The 18,961-nt window shown below is 71.4% G+C and carries 17 protein-coding genes; 3 read left to right on the top strand and 14 right to left on the bottom strand.

The window, feature by feature from the left end; genetic code table 11:
- Window positions 1–63 precede the first annotated feature (63 nt).
- From AB8735_RS30495 to AB8735_RS30480, 4 genes are all read right to left on the bottom strand, one after another.
- Complete coding sequence (locus AB8735_RS30495) at window positions 64–720, bottom strand: alpha-ketoglutarate-dependent dioxygenase AlkB (RefSeq protein WP_344021816.1); 657 nt, start codon at window positions 718–720, stop codon at window positions 64–66.
- Window positions 721–757: 37 nt separating this feature from the next.
- Entirely contained in the window at window positions 758–1,504 is a 747-nt protein-coding gene (locus AB8735_RS30490) for an SAM-dependent methyltransferase (RefSeq protein WP_372411943.1), read from the bottom strand.
- Window positions 1,505–1,693: 189 nt separating this feature from the next.
- A complete protein-coding gene (locus AB8735_RS30485; RefSeq protein ID WP_344021811.1) occupies window positions 1,694–1,960 on the bottom strand; it encodes a DUF397 domain-containing protein in 267 nt (88 codons plus the stop codon).
- Between the two features lie 3 nt (window positions 1,961–1,963).
- A complete protein-coding gene (locus tag AB8735_RS30480; protein WP_372410748.1) occupies window positions 1,964–2,857 on the bottom strand; it encodes a helix-turn-helix domain-containing protein in 894 nt (297 codons plus the stop codon).
- A gap of 110 nt (window positions 2,858–2,967) precedes the next feature.
- On the opposite strand from AB8735_RS30480, the gene AB8735_RS30475 reads away from it, so the two are divergent.
- On the top strand, window positions 2,968–3,447 hold the full coding sequence (locus tag AB8735_RS30475) for an ATP-binding protein (protein WP_344021806.1): 480 nt from the start codon (window positions 2,968–2,970) through the stop codon (window positions 3,445–3,447).
- Between the two features lie 442 nt (window positions 3,448–3,889).
- Here AB8735_RS30475 and AB8735_RS30470 read toward each other — a convergent pair whose 3' ends face one another.
- Window positions 3,890–4,687: an SGNH/GDSL hydrolase family protein gene (locus AB8735_RS30470; protein WP_344025679.1), complete on the bottom strand. Its 798-nt coding sequence runs from the start codon at window positions 4,685–4,687 to the stop codon at window positions 3,890–3,892.
- Window positions 4,688–4,869: 182 nt separating this feature from the next.
- On the opposite strand from AB8735_RS30470, the gene AB8735_RS30465 reads away from it, so the two are divergent.
- Window positions 4,870–5,670: a tyrosine-protein phosphatase gene (locus tag AB8735_RS30465; protein ID WP_372410745.1), complete on the top strand. Its 801-nt coding sequence runs from the start codon at window positions 4,870–4,872 to the stop codon at window positions 5,668–5,670.
- Window positions 5,671–5,732: 62 nt separating this feature from the next.
- Here the strand turns inward: AB8735_RS30465 and AB8735_RS30460 are convergent, their stop codons facing one another.
- Window positions 5,733–7,112 carry a hypothetical protein gene (locus AB8735_RS30460; protein ID WP_372410742.1) on the bottom strand — a complete coding sequence of 460 codons (1,380 nt, stop codon included), beginning with the start codon at window positions 7,110–7,112 and terminating at the stop codon, window positions 5,733–5,735.
- A 164-nt stretch (window positions 7,113–7,276) separates the two neighbouring features.
- On the opposite strand from AB8735_RS30460, the gene AB8735_RS30455 reads away from it, so the two are divergent.
- On the top strand, window positions 7,277–7,849 hold the full coding sequence (locus tag AB8735_RS30455; protein ID WP_372410740.1) for a hypothetical protein: 573 nt from the start codon (window positions 7,277–7,279) through the stop codon (window positions 7,847–7,849).
- 48 nt (window positions 7,850–7,897) lie between these two features.
- Here the strand turns inward: AB8735_RS30455 and AB8735_RS30450 are convergent, their stop codons facing one another.
- The 8 genes from AB8735_RS30450 to hpnE all read right to left on the bottom strand — a co-directional run bounded on the left by AB8735_RS30450 (window position 7,898) and on the right by hpnE (window position 18,848).
- Window positions 7,898–9,292, bottom strand: coding sequence for an aspartate aminotransferase family protein (locus AB8735_RS30450; RefSeq protein WP_372410739.1), 1,395 nt, complete (start codon window positions 9,290–9,292; stop codon window positions 7,898–7,900).
- The gene (gene dxs, locus AB8735_RS30445; protein WP_372410737.1) at window positions 9,289–11,205 is read right to left on the bottom strand and encodes a 1-deoxy-D-xylulose-5-phosphate synthase; all 1,917 of its coding nucleotides are present in this window, start codon (window positions 11,203–11,205) and stop codon (window positions 9,289–9,291) included. The genes AB8735_RS30450 and dxs overlap by 4 nt, the downstream gene beginning before the upstream one ends.
- 78 nt (window positions 11,206–11,283) lie before the next feature.
- Window positions 11,284–12,450 (bottom strand): flavodoxin-dependent (E)-4-hydroxy-3-methylbut-2-enyl-diphosphate synthase, encoded by a 1,167-nt coding sequence (ispG, locus tag AB8735_RS30440; protein ID WP_372411942.1) that lies wholly within the window; start codon window positions 12,448–12,450, stop codon window positions 11,284–11,286.
- A gap of 5 nt (window positions 12,451–12,455) precedes the next feature.
- The gene (gene hpnH, locus AB8735_RS30435) at window positions 12,456–13,478 is read right to left on the bottom strand and encodes an adenosyl-hopene transferase HpnH (protein WP_344025667.1); all 1,023 of its coding nucleotides are present in this window, start codon (window positions 13,476–13,478) and stop codon (window positions 12,456–12,458) included.
- A 5-nt stretch (window positions 13,479–13,483) separates the two neighbouring features.
- On the bottom strand, window positions 13,484–14,140 hold the full coding sequence (locus AB8735_RS30430) for a 1-hydroxy-2-methyl-2-butenyl 4-diphosphate reductase (protein ID WP_344025665.1): 657 nt from the start codon (window positions 14,138–14,140) through the stop codon (window positions 13,484–13,486).
- A complete protein-coding gene (gene shc, locus AB8735_RS30425; RefSeq protein WP_372410735.1) occupies window positions 14,140–16,161 on the bottom strand; it encodes a squalene--hopene cyclase in 2,022 nt (673 codons plus the stop codon). The genes AB8735_RS30430 and shc overlap by 1 nt, the downstream gene beginning before the upstream one ends.
- A gap of 118 nt (window positions 16,162–16,279) precedes the next feature.
- On the bottom strand, window positions 16,280–17,344 hold the full coding sequence (locus tag AB8735_RS30420; protein WP_344025661.1) for a polyprenyl synthetase family protein: 1,065 nt from the start codon (window positions 17,342–17,344) through the stop codon (window positions 16,280–16,282).
- 70 nt (window positions 17,345–17,414) lie between these two features.
- Entirely contained in the window at window positions 17,415–18,848 is a 1,434-nt protein-coding gene (gene hpnE, locus AB8735_RS30415) for a hydroxysqualene dehydroxylase HpnE (protein WP_344025658.1), read from the bottom strand.
- Between the last annotated feature and the right edge of the window lie 113 nt (window positions 18,849–18,961).

Here is an 18,961-nt window from a genome sequence, read left to right as displayed (position 1 = left end):
GGCACCTCCAAGGGTTGTCCCATGAGTTCTCCCCATTATCCTTCGGACCTCCGACAGGCCCGGTCACAGGCCGCTGACCCGCAGCGTCACGTTCAGCCGGCCGGTGAGGCCGAGCTCCGCCGGGGCGGTGCCCGGAAAGGTCCGGGGCACCCCGTGATAGGCGAGGCGGGAGGGGCCGCCGAAGACGAACAGGTCGCCGCTGCGCAGCTCGACGTCCGTCCAGGGCCGGGTCCTGGTGCGGGTGTTGCCGAAGCGGAAGACGCAGGTGTCACCGAGGCTGAGCGAGACGACCGGGGCGGCGGACTTCTCGTCGCTGTCGCGATGCAGGCCCATCCTCGCGCCCGCCTCGTAGAAGTTCACCAGCGCGGTGTCGTAGGGGGCATACGGCTCTTCACCGGCGTCCGTGCCATGGGCGCGGGCGACCGCGTCCCGCGCCAGGGCGTCCAGCCATCCGGGGAACGGCTTGACCGGGGCGCCGTCGCCGTCGACGACGGTGCGCGCGTAGCCGTACGGGTACCAGTGCCAGCCCAGGCAGACGGTGCGGACGGACATCTCGCCGCCCCGGGGCATGCGGACGGTGCGCAGGCCCGCCGGCGGACGGGCCCACTCCCGGCAGGCCGCGAGCAGCCGGCGCTGGGCGGGCGGGTCGAGCCAGCCGGGGACGTGCACGGCACCCGGGGCGACCTCGGCCGACGGGCGGGGGAACAGCTCGTCGTCCATGCGGCCAGCGTAACCGGGCGCCCCGGCTCCGGGAGCGTCAGTGCTTGACGCCGACACCGCCGTAGAAGGCGACCCTGGCCAGCTCGGACCGGGTGGGCGTCTCGCCGTCCGGCCGCCAGAGCGGCGCCTGGACCAGGCCCGGCTCCAGCAGGTCGTAGCCGTCGAAGAACGGCAGGATCCGCTCGTAGCCGCGCACGGTCAGCTGGGCCGTGGCGTTGCGGTACGCCTCGGCGGCGTCGCCCTCGATGTGCCGGTGGAAGTCGCCGGTGCCGTGGGTGAGGACGAGGTGGCTGCCCTTGGGGAGCGCCTCGGTGAGCGTCCGGAGGATCCCGGCGGGGTCCTCCTCGTCCTTGACGAAGTGCAGGACGGCGACCAGCAGCAGCGCCACCGGCTCGTCGAAGTCGATCAACTCCCGCACCACCGGGTGCTCCAGGATCGCCTCCGGCTCGCGGACGTCCGCGAGCACGAACCCGGTGTTGCCGGTGTTCGTCAGCTTGGCGCCCGCGTGGGTCGCCACGATCGGGTCGTTGTCGACGTACGCGACGCGCACGTCCGGTGCGATCTCCCGTGCCGCCTCATGGGTGTTGGGCGACGTCGGTATGCCGGTGCCGATGTCGATGATCTGCCGGACGCCGCCGCGGACCACCTCGCGCACGGCCCGCAGCATGAAGTCCCGGTTGGCGCGGGCGCTGGGGCGGGCGTCGGGGACCAGCCCGATCACGCGTTCCGCGGCCTCGCGGTCCACCTCGTAGTTGTCCCAGCCGCCGAGGTAGTAGTCGTACATCCGCGCCGGATGCGGCCGGCTGGTGTCGATCTGTTCGGCCGGGAAGCCCTGCTCGGTCACGCTGCGTCCTGCCTTTCGCGTTTGCCCGTTGGTGCCTTGGTCTCCTGACGCCTCGTCAGCTCGGCGTCTTCGTACGCCCTTCACGTTCGGGTCATGACCGACGTACGCGCGGTCGCCCCGCGTTGACGCTCACGTCCGCGGTCCGCCGTCCGCGCCGGCGAGCAGGAAGTCGGCCTGGCCGGCCTTCGCCCCCCGGATGAAGGTCTCGATCTCGCTATGCGTGTAGATCAGCGCGGGACCCTCCGGGTCCGTGGACTGGCGCAGGGCGACCCGGCCGTCCCTCAGGCGCATGACCTCGACACAGCTTCCCCCGTTGCCGCCGCTCCACGGCTTGCTCCAGCCCTCGGTCCCGAGGTCGGTGGCAGGCATGCCGTTGTAGACGCGATCCAGATCCATGGTTCAGATCTCCTTACGAATGCCACCCAGGAATGCCTTGGTGGTGTGTGCGGGGGCGGCCTGCGCGCAGAGCCGGTCCAATGCCTCCAGGAAGGCCGAGACGTCCTCGCGCTGGTCGAAGTAGGAGGCGCCGATGAGGTTTTCGGCGTACGCGATGTCCGGGAGCTCCTCGATGGGGAACCGGAAGATGTGGAACGGCCCGTACATCGCCGGGTGCGGTCCGGCGGCGAACGGAATGATCTGGAGCCGTACGTGCGGCAGGGCGCTGGCCTCGATGAGCCGGGCGACCTGGGCCCGCATCACCTCCGGCCCGCCGATGGGGCGGCGCAGCACGGTCTCGTCCATCACCACCCACAGCAGGGGCGGCTTCTCCCGCGCGAGCAGATTCTGCCGCTCCCGGCGGACGGCGACGGCGCGCTCGATCTCGGCCTCGGGAGCGTGCGGCTGGCCCGCGCGCAGCACGGCGCGGGCGTAGTCCTCGGTCTGCAACAGGCCCGGGACGTAGTGCGGTTCGTAGGCGCGTATGAGGTTGGCCTCGCCCTCCAGGCTGACGAACGCGCTGAACCACTCGGGCAGGACGTCGCGGAAGCGGTGCCACCAGCCGGGGCGGTTGGCCTCGCGGGTGAGCGCGAGGAACCCCTCGACCTCGGCCGGGTCGTCCACGCCGTAGATCCGCAGCAGCTTCTCCACATACGGGATCTTCAGGCCGACCTCGGCCTTCTCCATCCTGCGGATCGTGGCGTGCGTGACGTCCAGCGCGCGGCCCGCCTCCTGGAAGGAGAGCCCGGCCGCCTCCCGCAGATCGTGCAACCGCTTGCCGAGGACGACCCGCAGCACGGTCGGGGCCCCTGCCGGCCGCGCTTCCCCCACTGGTCCCCTCCCGCCAACTGCCGTCATATGCCAGCAGTGTGCCACGCGGCATACGAAGCCGACAGACTGTGCTTCCGATTCTGCAAATTACAGACTGAAGCTTGCCACACCTGACTCACATCGCACATAGTTGCGGAGTGGTCCCCTCCCAAGACGCACCTTTGCTGGGGCGCCGCGGCGGCTGCTTCGGCGGGCGCCCGACGGACGCCTACGCCTTTCACTTCCCGGCCCTCAACGCCTCGGTGGCGGAGGCGCGAAGACGAGTCCTCGCCCGGCTGAGGGAGTGGGGTGTCGACGAAACCGCCTGCGACGACGCCCAGTTGGTCGTCTCGGAACTCTTCACCAACGCCGTCCGGCACACGGACAGCGACAAGGTCAGCTGCCAGGTCCGGGTCAGCCCGGCCCTCCTGCGCATAGAGGTCGCGGACCACGGCTGCGCCTCCACCGAGCCCCGCGCGCGGTGCAGCGGCGCCGACGAGGAGAGCGGCCGCGGCCTCCTCCTCGTCGGCGCCCTCTCCCAGGCGTGGGGGGTCCGTCCCGATGACGGGGGCGGGCGGGGGCGTGTGGTGTGGGCGGATCTGGCGCATCGGGCGGGATGTACGGCGCGCTCACGCTGAGCCGTGCCCGGGGTTCCGGCGGTTTGTGCCCCGGACCCGCCCTTTCACCGTTTCTTCCGGGGGCTCCGCCCCCTCGGCCCGGCACCGCGCTGCCGCGCGGTGGGGCGGGGGCCGCGCCCCCTGCACCCCTGCTTCCGGGGCTCCGCCCCTGGCCCCCGTTTGTCGCGGCTTCGCCGCTCGTCCTCAAGCGCCGGACGGGCTGAATTCAGCCCGTCCGGCGCTTGAGGACTCCGCCCGAAGGGCGGATGGGGCCCGGGGTCTCCCCGGAAGAAACGGTGAAAGGGCGGGACCGGGGCACACACCCAGCCCATCCGGCGCTCCAGGGGCGCAGGGGCGAAGCCCCGCCCACCCGCGCGGCAGCGCGCCAGCGGGGTCCCGCAGGGGCGCAGCCCCCGCGAAAACGGATTAGGGCGGGGCGGGGAGAGCAAACCCCCACCACCCCCTACAGCGGCAACAAATCCGGCCGCTTAGGCTCCACATTGTCCCCCGAAGACTCCCCCCGAAGCCTCCGCCCGATCCACGGCACCAAATGCTCCCGCGCCCAGTGGACATTGTCCCGCCGCACCTCCGCCGGCGTCCGCGCATCCTCCGCCGGCCACGGCTCGTCCGGGTCGGCCGGCACGGCCAGCCCCAGGACCTGCGCCGCGCGCAGCGCGACCCGCGTATGCCCGTCGGCCGACAGGTGCAGCCGGTCCTCGCTCCACGCCCGCCGGTCCTGCACCGCCTTCAGCGACCACAGGTCGAGCACGGGACACCCGTGCCGGTCGGCGATGGCCCGCACATGGGCCGTGTACGTCGCGATCCGGCCGCGCAGATGCTTGAACACCGGCATGCCGCGCGTGTCGAAGCCGGTGCACAGCAGCACGGTCCCCACGGAGGAGACCAGGTCCGCGACCGCCGCCTCGTAGCGCTCGGCCACGTCGTCCGGATCGGACCCGGGCCGCAGGATGTCATTGCCCCCCGCGCAGAACGTGACGAGGTCCGGCCCCAATTCCTTCGCCCGCGGGACCTGTTCCTCGACGATCTGGTCGAGGAGCCTGCCGCGCACCGCCAGGTTGGCGTAGCGGAAGGCCCCCTCCTCGCGCTCGTCCGCGTCGGCCAGGAGTACGGCCAGTCGGTCGGCCCAGCCGATGAACGAGTCGCCGGGCCCCGGGTCGCCGACGCCCTCGGTGAAGCTGTCCCCGACGGCTGCGTACGACCCGATCGCGCTCTTGCTCAATGATTTCGAATCGTCTGCCACGTCAGCACATCATTCCTGCCCCCGAGTGACCTACGCCACCGTAACCAGGGGTTGACGGCCCGTGATGTATCCCACCCCGAAAACGGCGCACCACCCGGAATAGGCCGGCGCACACCGGCGTATGGTCCGTTCAGCCGCCGAACGGCACACACGCGAACAAGCCGAGATCAGAGGAGTTGCCCGTGACCCAGACGCCGCAGGCCCCCGCCACCGAGCCCCAGCTGGCAGGCGTTATCAACTTCCGTGACCTGGGCGGCCTCCCGGCCGCGGACGGGAGGCGGGTCAGGCCCGGCGCGCTGTTCCGCAGCGGCCACCTCGCCCATGCCACGGAGGAGGACGCGGTCTTCCTGGACTCGCTGGGCCTGCACACCGTCCTGGACTTCCGCAACGACGGCGACATCGCCGAGGAGGGCCCGGACGTCACGCTCCCCGGGGTGCGGAACCTCAACATCCCGATGACGGACCCGGCGGACGGCAAGGAGTTCTGGCGGATGGTCCGCGAGGGCGGCCCCGAGCTGCTGCGCACCGAGCTCGGCGAGGGCCGGGCCGCGCAGCGCATGGAGAACACCTACCGGGCGATGATCACGGGCAAGACCGCCGAGCACAGCCGCGTCGTGCACACCCTGGCCGAGGGCTCGGTGCCCGCGCTGATGCACTGCGCGGCGGGCAAGGACCGCGCGGGCCTGGCGATCGCGGTGACCCTGCTGGCGCTGGGCGTGCCGCGCGACGCCATCGAGGCGGACTACCTGGAGTCCAACGCCCCGCACCGCCGCTACCGGCTCAGGCGCTCGGCCGAGGCCGGGACCACCCCGGAGGTGCAGGAGCTGCTCTCCCCGCTGTTCGAGGCCCGCACCGGCTACCTCGCCGCCGCGTTCGCCGCGCTGGACGAACGCTGGGGGACGACCGAGCGCTACCTCACCGAGGGCCTCGGCCTCACCGACACCACCCGGGAACGGCTGCGCGCCCTGCTGCTGACGGACTGACCCGCACCGAGGCGCGCACCCTCGACCACGTCGGCGAACTCCCCGTGGTCGAGGGCGCGTTGTCACGCGGCCTTCGCGGCCGGAGCGGACTCGGGGATCCAGTACGGCGCCGTGCCGTAGTAGTGGACGGGGACCACCTTCCCGTAGCTGAGCGGCTTCTTGTTGTCCGCGGGAAGGAACTCCGCGCTGAACGCCGCCTGGATCGTGTAGTCCACGTCGAAGTTCTTGCAGATGTGCTTCTCTCCGTCGATGGTCTCCTCCGCGCCCAGTTGTGTGCACCGCATGTCGCCGGGAGGCGTCAGGACGAAGGCGTTGTGCGCGATGCCCTTGCCCTGGAAGACGAAGGGGAGATTGAGGGTGAAGCTGCTCCAGGGCGCGTCGCAGTGGTACGGCACCGCTCCGTTCGGCCCGTTCGTCAGCCACGCGTCGATCCGGCCGGCGAAGGGGGTCTCGGCCATGACGGGTTCGATCCTCACGGGCATTTCGTACCCGCCGACCTGGCTGTTCTCGTTGGGATGCCCCACGTCGTAGGTGAACGACGGGTAGTCGACGCCGGGCGACTCCTTCTCGTTGCCATAGGCACACGGTTCCCCTGGATCCTTCGACACATCGACCGTGACCTCGTCCTCGCCGATCGCGACGGTCCCGCCGTCCTTCACAAACGCGTCGACCGTGTCGTAGGTCTTCGGCGGCGGCCCGCCGAATCCGAACAGCGAAGTGAAGATGGCCACCGCGATGTTGAAGGCGAGTTTGACCGCGCTGACCACGATCGCCGCCGGCGGGAACACCACCGACACCGCCGTGCCCACCACTCCGATCACGCCTCCCACGAAGCCCACCACATCCGAGGGATTCGTCAGGGCGGTCACGTCGTCCACGAGGCCCTTGATGTCACCCACCACCGGGATGAGACCGACCGCGGCCGAGACGACCTCCTTGATGGGGAACTTCTGCTGACCGACTCCGGCTGCCAGGACACCCGTCGCGGCGGAGATCTCCCCCTCGCGGTCGAGGACCGTCTGCACACCGGGCAGGACCTTCTTGAACCCGACATCGATCAACTTGCTGAAATTCGGCGCCGCCCGCTTCGCGCCGTACTTCAGGAAGACCTCCCGGGCCTTGACGGACTCCGCCGTGAACTCCGGGTCGTTCAGCAGCTGGGTGGCGTCATCGGAGATCGTCCGGCCGACGCTGCCCCACTGCTCCTTGGGGAGTTTGCAGGCGGCATGCTGGGGGTCACTCGTGCAGGCCGCCTTGACGCCCTCGTCGAGGGCCTGATCGGAGAGCTGGGAGCGCACGGGGTCCTGGTCGTTCGGGGCCATCCCGGCGACGACGCGAGCCCGGGCCCGGGCGGCATCCGGTGGCTGCCAGCAGCCGAGCAGCAGGGCCAGCACGGCGATGAGTACGAAGCCCGCCCGGAAGCGAGGGGAGGCGGTCGGCATGTCGCTTCTCCAGTGGGAGTCCTCCCCCCGTGGATGATCTCGCTGACCATGCAAGGGCCGGGGAATGGCCACCGCAAGCCGGCTGACCCGGATGGTCTTCCCCACCTACCCCGACAGCCCCACGCGGCGTGCGAAAGGCCCCACGACCTCCAAGAGTGTCTGACATGAAGAAAGCGAAGACGACGGGGCACGCGCGCTCCACCCCGCTCCGGACCGCCGTGCTCCTCCCCACGGCCACCGCGCTCGCGCTGTCCCTCACCGTCCCGTCCACGACCGCCGCCGAGCAGCGGCGCCGCGACGGAACGGCCAACTACCAGGCGGTCCAGTTCCTCAATCAGGACCAGTCCGCACAGGTCTCCTTCACCGGTGAAGTCAGCTGGAGCGCGACCGGAGAGAACACCGACGCGGCGCACAACACCGACACACCGCACTTCAAGTACACAGTGGAGGGGACGCTCGCCATGGAGTGCACCCCCGGAGCGGCGCCGACCATCGGCTGGCTGGACCACTCCGGTGACACGGTGAGCTGGGAGGTCTCGGATCCGGTGGCCTGCGGCGAACAGGTCTCCGTCGTGGCTTCGGGACCCGTGGGCCCGGGAGGCACGGTCCGGCTCCGCTTGTCCGGCAGACCGCACCCCCCGGCCCAGAACCCCTCCGACACGCAGGGATTCCAGCAAGTCCCCACGAGCGACGAGGCCGTGACCACCGGAAACATCACGGAGTTCGCCGTCTCCTGACCCATCTCCTGGCCCGTCTCCCGACCCGGCCCGTGCCCAGCACCCCGCCTACGCCTGCAACGCCTGCTTCACCAGAGTCCGCCCGAAGTCCCACATCAAGGACCCGCCCCCATGGGCCTCGTCCATCACCGCGGTGAAGGCGTCCACGAAGCGGTCGACCTCCTTCTCGCCGACGACCAGCGGCGGGATCAGCTTGATGACCTCCAGGTGGTCCCCGGAGACCTGGGTGAGGATGCGGTGCTTCTGCAGCAGCGGCACGACGACCATCTGCGCGAACAGCCCCTTGCGGGCCGCCTGGAGCATCGTCCAACGGCCGCGCAGTCCCAGCGACTTGGGCCGCCCGAACTCGATGCCGATCATCAGCCCCCGGCCGCGCACCTCGTGCAGCAGCTCGTACTTGTCCACCAGCGCCGCGAGTCTGGACCGCAGCAGGTCGCCGGTGACCCGGGCGTTCTCGACGAGCCGCTCGTCCTCCAGCACCGACAGCACCGCGAGCCCCGCCGCCATCGCCTGGGCGTTGGAGCCGAAGCTCGCGGAGTGGACGAGGACCCGGTCCATGGAGGAGTAGACCTTCTTGAAGATCCAGTCCTTGCCGAGCGTGGCCCCGACGGGCACATAGCCGCCGGAGAGCGTCTTGGCCACGCACACCAGGTCCGGCTCGACGCCGCTCTCGTGCTGGTACGCGAAGAACGCCCCGGTGCGCCCGATGCCGGTCTGCACCTCGTCGGCGATCAGCAGCGCCTTGTGCCGGTGGAGCAGCTCCTGCGCGGCACGCAGATAACCGGGCGGGGCCTCCAGGACGCCCTTGCCCTGGATCGGCTCGACGATCAGCGCCGCGACGTCCCCGCGCCGCAACTCCCGCTCCAGCGCGCCGAGGTCGCCCAGCGGGACGGCGGTGTCCGGCAGCAGCGGGGCGAAGCCGTCGCGGAAGCCGTCCTCGCCGTTGACCGAGAGCGACCCGGTGGTCAGCCCGTGGAAGGCGTGCGTGCAATACAGCACGCGGGGCTTCCCGGTGGCGTAGCGGGCGAACTTCAGCGCGGTCTCCACCGCCTCCGTCCCGCTGTTGCCGAAGAACACCCGGTCCAGGTGCGGCGTGTACGCCAGCAGCTTCTCGGCGAGCAGACCGGGCAGCGGCTGGCAGTCGAAGCGCGTCAGGTCGGCGAGCGAGGCGTCCAGCACGTCGTGCAGGGCCTTGCGGACGACCGGATGGTGCCGGCCGACGCCCATCACGCCGAAACCGGCGAGCATGTCGAGGTAGTCCTGCCCGTCCGCGTCCCAGAAGTACGCGCCCTCGGCCCGCTCGTAGACCTTGTCGAACCCGATGGTGTGCAGCATCCGCGGCAGTTGGTGGTTGAGGTGCCGGGAGTGCAGCTCGTACCGCTCGCCACCGCGCTCGGCCAGCAGCCGGGGCAGGTCGAATCCCTTGGTGTCGCCGTCGGTCATGCGTGGTTCTCCTCACGGGCGGGCGCGGCGGCGCCCCCGCCCTTCCTACGGGCCAGGACCGCGCTGATCCGGCCGGCGATCTCGGCGGGGGTGAGCCCCAGGTCCGCCAGGACCTCACCGCGCTTGGCGTGCGGGAGGAACTGCTCGGGGATGCCCATGGCCTCCACCGGCAGGTCCACGTCCGCGTCGCGCAGCGCCTGGGCGACGGCCCATCCCACGCCCCCCGTACGGCTGTTGTCCTCGACGACGGCCACCATCCGGTGCCCGGCGGCGAGCCCCGGCAGCTCCGGGTCGACCGGTTTGACCCAGCGAGGGTCGACGACGGTGCAGCCGGTGCCGCGCGCCCGGAGCAGCTCCGCCGCCTCCAGGGCGACTTCGGCCATGGCGCCGACGGAGACCAGCAGGACGTCCGGCCCGCCGGTGCGGGCGAGGACGTCCATGCCGCCGACGCGGTCCACGGCGGGGACGTCCTCGCCGACGGTCGCCTTGGGGAACCGTACGACCGTGGGGGCGTCGGGGACGTCCACGGCCTCGCGGAGCTGGGCGCGCAGCCGGGTCGCGTCGCGCGGGGCGGCGATCCGCAGGCCGGGGACGACCTGGAGGATCGACATGTCCCACATGCCGTTGTGGCTGGGCCCGTCGGTACCGGTGACGCCGGCCCGGTCCAGGACGAAGGTGACGCCGCACTTGTGCAGCGCCACGTCCATCAGCACTTGGTCGAAGGCCCGGTTGAGGAACGTCGCGTACACCGCGAAGACGGGGTGCAGCCCGCCGGTCGCCAGACCGGCCGCCGACACCGCCGCGTGCTGCTCGGCGATGCCCACGTCCCAGACCCGGTCGGGGAACTCCTCGGCGAACCTGGTGAGGCCCACGGGGTGGAGCATCGCCGCGGTGAGCGCCACCACGTCCGGCCGCTCCGCGCCGATGCGGACGATCTCGTCGCCGAACACCGATGTCCACGAGGTCCCCGTGGCGGGCGAAAGCGGCTCGCCGGTCAGCGAGTTCATCACCCCGACGGTGTGGAAGCGGTCCGCTTCGTCCTCCAGCGCGGGCCGGTAACCGCGCCCCTTCTCGGTGCGGCAGTGCACCAGCACCGGTCCGTGGAAACGCTTGGCCCGGCGCAGCGCCGACTCGACGGCGGCCACGTCGTGGCCGTCTATCGGGCCGACGTACTTCAGCCCCAGGTCCTCGAACATGCCCTGGGGCGCGAAGGCGTCCTTGAACCCCTTCTTCGCGCCGTGCAGCGACTCGTAGAGGGGCTTGCCCAGCAGCGGCAGCCGCTGGACGGCGTCCTTGCCGCGGGCGAGGAACCGCTCGTAGCCGTCGGTGGTGCGCAGGGTGGCCAGGTGGTCGGCGAGGCCGCCGATGGTGGGCGCGTAGCTGCGCTCGTTGTCGTTGACGACGATGATCAGCTGCCGGTCCTTGGCGGCGGCGATGTTGTTGAGCGCCTCCCAGGCCATGCCGCCGGTGAGCGCGCCGTCGCCGATGACGGCGACGACGTGCCGGTTCCAGTGGCCGAGGACCTGGTTGGCCTTGGCCAGGCCGTCGGCCCAGCCGAGGACGGTGGAGGCGTGGCTGTTCTCGATGACGTCGTGCTCGGACTCCTCCCGGGACGGATAGCCCGAAAGCCCGCCCTTGCTGCGGAGCTTGGAGAAGTCCTGACGCCCTGTCAGCAGTTTGTGGACGTAGGACTGGTGCCCGGTGTCCCACAGGATCCGGTCGGAGGGCGAGTCGAAGGTGCGGTGCAGGGCGATGGTGAGCTCCACCACGCCCAGGTTGGGGCCGAGGTGCCCTCCGGTCCTCGCCACGGCGTGGATCAAGAAGTGGCGGATCTCCTCGGCGAGTTCGTCGAGTTCCTCTGCGGCCAGTGCTTTCAGGTCGCGCGGACCGCGGATGTTCTCCAGTAACGACACTCCGGCCCCCTCCTAGGCTTCGTCGGCCTTGCTCTCCTCGGCCCCGCCCTGCTCCGCCGGGCCTTTCTGTCGGACCCGCTACGGGGCCACGGTGACGGCGGGTCCACCGGAGGCGACGCCGTCCTTCTCCATCCGCTCGGCGAGCTTCCGGGCCTCCTCGATGAGGGTCTCGACGATCTTCGACTCCGGGACGGTCTTGATGACCTCGCCCTTCACGAAGATCTGGCCCTTGCCGTTGCCCGAGGCCACACCCAGATCCGCCTCACGCGCCTCGCCCGGACCGTTGACCACACAGCCCATGACCGCCACCCGCAGCGGGACCTCCATCCCGTCCAGACCCGCGGTCACCTCGTCCGCCAGCTTGTAGACGTCCACCTGGGCACGGCCGCAGGACGGGCAGGAGACGATCTCCAGACGGCGCTGGCGCAGGTTCAGCGACTCCAGGATCTGGATACCGACCTTGACCTCCTCCGCCGGCGGAGCCGAGAGGGAGACGCGGATCGTGTCGCCGATGCCCTCGGACAGCAACGCCCCGAACGCCACCGCGGACTTGATGGTGCCCTGGAACGCCGGACCCGCCTCCGTCACCCCCAGGTGCAGCGGGTAGTCGCACTGCGCGGCCAGCTGGCGGTAGGCGTTGACCATCACGACCGGGTCGTTGTGCTTGACCGAGATCTTGATGTCCCGGAAACCGTGCTCCTCGAAGAGCGACGCCTCCCACAACGCCGACTCCACCAACGCCTCCGGAGTCGCCTTGCCGTACTTCTGCAGCAGACGCCGGTCCAGCGACCCGGCGTTCACCCCGATACGGATCGGAGTACCCGCCCCGGAAGCCGCCTTGGCGATCTCCTTCACCTTGTCGTCGAACTGCTTGATGTTGCCCGGATTCACCCGGACCGCCGCACAGCCCGCGTCGATCGCCGCGAACACATACTTCGGCTGGAAGTGGATGTCCGCGATCACCGGAATCTGCGACTTGGCGGCAATCACCTTCAGCGCATCCGCGTCGTCCTGCGTCGGACAGGCCACGCGCACGATCTGGCAGCCCGACGCCGTCAGCTCCGCGATCTGCTGCAGCGTCGCACCGATGTCCGACGTCCGCGTCGTCGTCATCGACTGCACCGACACCGGCGCGCCGCCGCCCACGGCCACGGAACCGACCCGGATCCCCCGGCTGACCCTGCGGTCGGCCAGCCTGGCCGGAACGGACGGCACCCCCAACACCACCGGTTCCATGAGGGACATGGTCATCAGCCCTTGTTTCCGGAGACCGTCTCGCGCACGGCCCGCAGGGACTCCTTGAGGGAGCCCATGGTGGCCAGGACGGCGGTGGGCTCGTAGCCGCAGTGCGCCATGCAGTTGTCGCAGCGCGGGTCCTTGCCCCGGCCGTACTTGTCCCAGTCGGTCTCCTCGACCAACTGCCGGTAGGTGGGCACGTATCCGTCGCTCATCAGGTAGCAGGGACGCTGCCAGCCGAAGAGCGAGTAGTTGGGGATGGCCCAGGCGGTGCAGGGGAAATCGGCCTTGCCCTCCAGGAAGTCCAGGAAGAGCGGGCTGTGGTTGAGCCTCCAGCGCTTGCGGTTGCCGCCGGAGAACGCCTTGGCGAACAGCTCGCGGGTCTCCTTGACGCCCAGGAAGTGGTCCTGGTCCGGGGCCTTTTCGTAGGCGTAGGCGGGCGAGATCATCATCTCGTCCACCTTCAGGTCGTCGTTGAGGTAGTTGAGGACCTCGACGATGGTCTGGGGGGTGTCGGTGTTGAAGAAGGTCGAGTTGGTGGTGACCCGGAAGCCGCGCCGCTTGGCCTCCTTGATGGCCGCCACCGCCTCGTCGAAGACGCCCTCCTTGGCCACCGACTGGTCGTGCCGCTCGCGCAGACCGTCGATATGCACCGCGAAGGCGAAGTAGGGCGAGGGCGTGAACTTGTCGAGCTTCTTGCGCAGCAGCATGGCGTTGGTGCAGAGGAAGATGTATTTCCGCTTTGCCACCAACTGCCGCACGATCTCGTCGATCTGAGGGTGCATCAACGGTTCGCCACCGGCGATCGACACCATGGGCGCACCGGACTCCAGCACCGCGCCGACGGCCTGGGCCACCGGCATCCGCTGCTTGAGGATTCCTGCCGGGTGCTGGATCTTGCCGCATCCTTCGCACTTGAGGTTGCAGGCGAAGAGCGGTTCCAGTTCGACAATCAAGGGGAACTTGTCGCGCTTGCGCAGCTTCTGTTCAGCGAGATAGGTCCCTACGCGGATGGTCTGTCGGAGCGGCATTGCCATCTGGCTCACCTCCTGGGGAGCAGCAACGATCGGTGCCAAGCAAAAAAGGCCGGCAGGACGGTGCGCAGCACGCGGAATGCCGATATTCCACCGCGCAGCGTCCCGATCCGGACAAGCTCATGTTCTGGAGCGTCCACGACCACCCGGACGGCCGCAACCGGGCGCGTGCCCGCCCGGACGGCGCTTCTGAGCGTGGCCGCGGACTCCATGTCCACGGCCAGGGCGCCCGCGGCGTGCAGGGCGGATCGTTCCGCCCCGCGCACCACATGGTCGGAACCTACCAGCGGCCCGGTGTGGATCACCCGCCTGGGTACCGCTCGCGCAAGCTCCTTGGCCAGCAACTCCACGCCGACGCAGTCGATGCGTCCCTCATGGTCCCGGGTCTCGTCGGCGACGACCAGGTCCCCCGGGTGCATCCCGGGGGCGAGACCGGCGCAGAAGCCGGTGGCGATCACCGCGGCGTCGGCGAGGGCGGCGGGGCCGCCGTCCCCGCCGAGCGCGCGCGTCACGGCACGGTCCGCCGCCTGCGGGCCCATTCCGGTCCGCAGGATCGTCGCGGCGCTCCGGTCACCGCGCAACCCGCCGCGCAGGGCGAGCCGTTCGATGCCGAGCGCACAGGCGATCAGCAGCGGTGCCGGCGGCGGTTCCGTGCCCGGGTCCATCAGTCCTCCCGGTGACCTGCTGTCAGGGGGTCCCCGTGGAGATAGCGGCCGAGGGCCGTGAGCGGGAACACCTGGCGGTACAGGTGGTAGTTGATGGTGAAGTCCCAGGGGAAGCCGGTACCGGTGAAGTACGGCTCGTCCCAGGACCCGTCCGCGCGCTGGGTGCGGACGAGGTGGTCCACCCCGCGCCGGACGGCCTCGCCCTCCCGCTCCCCCGCGGCCAGCAGGGCCAGCAGGGCCCAGCCGGTCTGCGAGGCGGTGGAGGCGCCGCGGCCGATCCAGTCGGGGTCGCGGTAGGAGCGCAGGTCCTCGCCCCAGCCGCCGTCGGTGTTCTGGACGCTCTCCAGCCAGCGCACCGCGCGGCGGATCGCCGGGTGGGAGGCGGGCAGTCCGGCCGCGACGAGGGCGGGGACGGCGGCGCCGGTGCCGTAGACGTAGTTGACGCCCCAGCGGCCGAACCAGGCGCCGCTCTCCTCCTGTTCGGCCAGCAGGTACTCGATGCCGCGCCGGGCGCGCGGGTCGTGCTGCCGGCCGAGCACGGCCAGCGCCTCCACGACGTGGGCCGTCACATCCGCGGAGGGCGGGTCGATGACCTCGCCGAAGTCGCAGAAGGGCAGCCTGTTGGGGAAGGGGCTGGTGTTGTCGACATCGAAGGCCGCCCAGGCGCCGTTCCTCGACTGCATGCCCTCGGTCCACCGCATGGCCCGCTCCACGGCGGCCTCGACCCGGCGCGGCTGCGGGTGACGCACCCGCTTGAGCGCGAGGACCACCTCGGCGGTGTCGTCGATGTCCGGGTAGTTGTCGTTGTGGAACTCGAACGCCCAACCTCCCGAGGGGAGTTCGGGACGGCGCACGGACCAGTCGCCGGGCCGGGTGACCTGCTCGTCCAGCATCCAGTCGACGGCCTTGACCAGCGCCGGGTGGTCGGGCTCCAGCCCCGCGTCGGCGAGCGCGACGGTGGCCAGGCAGGTGTCCCACACCGGGGACTGACACGCCTCGACCATGCGGACCGGCTCGCCGTCCTCCGTCTTGCTCCACACGGCGAAACGGTCCAGCGACTCGAGCCCCGCGCGCAGCACGGGGTGGTCCAGGTCGTAGCCGAGCAGGTGCAGCGCGATGATGGAGTAGACGGCGGGGGGCTGGATGCCGCCCCAGGCGCCGTCGTTCTCCTGGCGCTCGATGATCCAGCGGGAGGCGGCGTTCATGGCCGCGCGGCGCACCGGGCCGATGCTGACCTTCCGGTAGGCGTGCAGCGCCTTGTCCAGGCGCTGGAAGAAGCCGTCCCAGGTGGTGGGCGGGGCCAGGGGGCGCGGCGGGTTGGGCCGGCGCGGGTCGGTGTGCAGCTCGTCGAGGCCGAAGGGCGCGCGGCGCACGGGGCGGTGGGCGCCGACGACGGTGAGCGGCACGATGGTCTGCCGGGCCCAGCAGCCGAAGTCGTAGATGTTGAGCGGCACCCACTTCGGCAAGTACATGATCTCGGGCGGCATTTCGGGGAGGTCCTCCCACCGCCACCAGCCGAAGAGGGCCAGCCAGATCCGGGTGAAGACCCGGGTGGCGGCAATGCCGCCCCGCTCGCGGACCCAGGCCGAGGCGGCGGCCATGTGGTCGTCCCCGGGGGCGTCCCCGGCGAGCCGCAGCGCCACATACGCCTCGACGGTGGCGGACAGCTCGCCCGGTCCGCCGTGGAAGGTGGCCCAGGCGCCGTCGGGCCGCTGCTGCGAACGGATGAAACGCGCGGTGGCGCGGGTGATGTGCTCGTCCTGGATGCCCAGGAACTGACGGAGCAGGAGATCCTCGGCGTCCATGGTGACGTTCGTCTCCAGGTCGCCCTTCCACCAGCCTTGCTCGTCCTGGCGGGACAACAGGTGCTGCACCGCGCGGGCGGTGGCCCGCTCGGCGGCCTCCCGCGCGGCCGCTTGGGGCACCGCGCTTTCGGAAGGCCCGGAAAGCGTGGTCGTGCCGTGGCCGTCCTCGGCTGCTCGGGACGGCGCCGTACCGGCGCCGTCGGTCGTCGCTGTCATGAATTCCCCTAATGCAGTGAGTTGCTTCTCTGCCGTACTGCCGTACCTGGGGTTTCCGTCGGCCGACGCGAGCTGGCGCCGACCGGCGACCGCGATGGCTAGTCCGTGTGAATATTCATCATCTCTTTCGTACTACAACGAAGTCCGACAGGGCGACGAGCTGCGCCCGGACGGAGGAGGGAATGTCAACTCCGTCGAGCGCCTCGATCGCGGTCGCGTGCTGCCGGCGGGCTTCCTTGGAGGTCCACTCCCGCCCGCCGGCCTCCTCGATCAACGCCGCGCGGCTGGCGAATTCTTCCTCGTCGAAGTCGGCGAGCTGGGCGTCGGTGAGCTTGGCGTCCTCCGCGAGGATGGTGGCCAGCCGCTCGGAGGCGGGGCCGCCGGCGGCCAGGGCGGCGACGACCGGCAGCGACTTCTTGCGCTGGCGCAGGTCGCTCCAGGTCTGCTTGCCGGTGGACTCCGGGTCGCCCCAGATGCCGAGCAGGTCGTCCACGGCCTGGAAGGCCAGGCCCATGTGGTAGCCGTACGCCTCCAGGACGTCGGCCGTGCGGTCGTCGGCGCCGCCGAGGACCGCACCGATGGAGGCGGCGCAGGCGAGCAGGGCGCCGGTCTTGTTGCCCTCCATCTCCAGGCACTCCTCCACGGTCACGCGCTCGCGGTGCTCGTAGGAGATGTCCTGGGCCTGGCCGTCGATGAGCTTGCGCGTCGCGGTGGTCAGCCGGCGGGTGGCCCGGCCGGCCTCCGCGGTGCCGAGCTCCAGCAACAGTTCATTCGCGAGCGCGAAGAGCGCATCGCCGACGAGGATCGCCTGGGCCGGTCCGTGCACCTTCCACACCGTGTCGCGGTGCCGGCGCTGCTCGTCCCCGTCCATCAGGTCGTCGTGCAGCAGCGAGAAGTTGTGCACGAGTTCCACGGCGACGGCCCCGGGGACGCCCGTCTCGGGCGCGGCGCCGGCCGCCTCGGCCGACAGCAGCGCGAGGGCGGGCCGTACGGCCTTGCCGCTGTCCCCGTGGGACGGCCGGCCGTCGGCGTCGATCCAGCCGAAGTGATAGGCCGCGACGGTGTCCATGGGCGCCGCGAGCCGGTTCACGGCGGCACGCAGCACCGGCGTGGCAAGGGTTCGTCCGCGCTCCAGCAGGGCGCTGACGTCCCCGGTGTCGCATGCTGGGATCGCCGAAGTCACGGTCTCTCCTCTGGTGATCGTGCTCACGCGCGCCCCGTCCGGGGGACGCACGCCTGGGTGGCTCGCTGGGTCAAACCGCCTCCCGCACAGGATGGCGACTGGACCGGCCGAGCCCGGAGAGGGCCGCGTCCGCGGCGCTGTGACCACTGCGCACGGCACCCTCCATCGTCGCGGGCCAGCCGGTGGCGGTCCACGCACCGGCCAGGAAGAGGCCGGGCGCGTCGGTGCGGGCGCCCGGCCGCAGCCGGCCGACGCCCGGAGCGGGGGCGAACGTCGCTGTCCGCTCCCGGGTCACGAAGAAGTCGCGGACCGTGGCGCCCCGGGCGGCGGGCAACAGCCGCTCCAGCTCGGGCAGATAGCGCGCCCGCAGCTCGGCCACGGGCCGGTCGATGTCGTCCTGCGCCGCCGACTGGGACACCGCCAGGTACTGGCCGTGCCCGGAGCGGGCCGCCAGCCCCGAGGAGTGCGTCCGGTCGAAGACCCACTGCACAGGGCTGCCGAGGGCGGCGAAGAACGGCTGCCGCAACACTTTGCGGTCATAAATCACATGCAGGTTGAGGATCGGTGCGGTGTCGATCCCCAGCAGCCGGGCGGGGTCGGGCAGCGCGCCCTCGGGCAGCAGCCCGTGCGCCTCGCGCTGCGGGACGGCGAGGACGACGGTGCCGGCGGCCAGCCGCTCGGCCCCGCCGGGCCCGGACTCGGTGTCCACCTGCCAGGTGCCCTCCGCGTCACGGGCGATCCCGGTGACACGGGTGCGCAGCGCGACCCGCACCCCGGCCTTGTCCAGGGCGGTGCGGGCGCGAACGTCGTGGAGCTCGCCGAGCGGCACGGCCGCCCAGCCGATGTCGGCGGCACCGGGCTCCGAGAGCAGCCCGGTCTTGAAGACCATGGCGGCCAGGCCCAGCGACGCCTGGTCGGCGGTGGCGTTCAGCGTGGCCACGCCGACGAGGTCCCACAGCGCCTCGACCGTGCGGGCCGACTGGCCGTGCCGGTGCAGCCAGGTCGCGAAGTCCACGTCGTCGAGCGCCGGGTCGGCCGGGTCGAGCCCGCGCAACGCGAGCGCGGCGCGCCCCACGCCCACCCGCTCGGCGGGCGACAGGTGCGGATAGGTGGCCAGGCTCGCCGCCAGGTGCAGGGGCACGGGCAGCGCGCCGCGGCGCAGCCGGCCCAGCCGCGGACGGCCCGAGCGGTGCGCGACGTCGAGGACGGGAACGTCGAGCCGGTCCTGGAGGGTGGCCAGGTGGCTCGCCCCGATCCGGTCGAGGAACCCGCGGTAGGCCGTGCAGCAGCGCAGGAAGACGTGCTGGCCGTTGTCGACGGTGAGTTCGCCGCGGCGGAAGGAGAAGGCGAGGCCGCCCAGCCGGGGGCGCCCCTCCAGCAGGGTGACGCGCAGCCCGGCGTCGGCGAGCCGGAGCGCCGCCGTGACACCGGCGAGGCCGCCCCCGATCACCACCGCGGCCGCCCCGTCGGGACGGCCGGCCGCGTCCGCGGAACGCTCGGTCATGATCCCACCCTCTCGGTCGATGTCAGGGACGCGCCCACGGTGCGGAGGGTTGCACCGCCCGTCGCCCCGGGTGACCGCCGCTCCGCCGGGAGCCCGCCGGCGCGGGCCGGCGT

This window comes from Streptomyces luteireticuli (assembly GCF_041519305.1).
GTDB classification, from domain to species: domain Bacteria; phylum Actinomycetota; class Actinomycetes; order Streptomycetales; family Streptomycetaceae; genus Streptomyces; species Streptomyces luteireticuli.
This window is presented reverse-complemented; position numbering and strand designations above follow the sequence as displayed.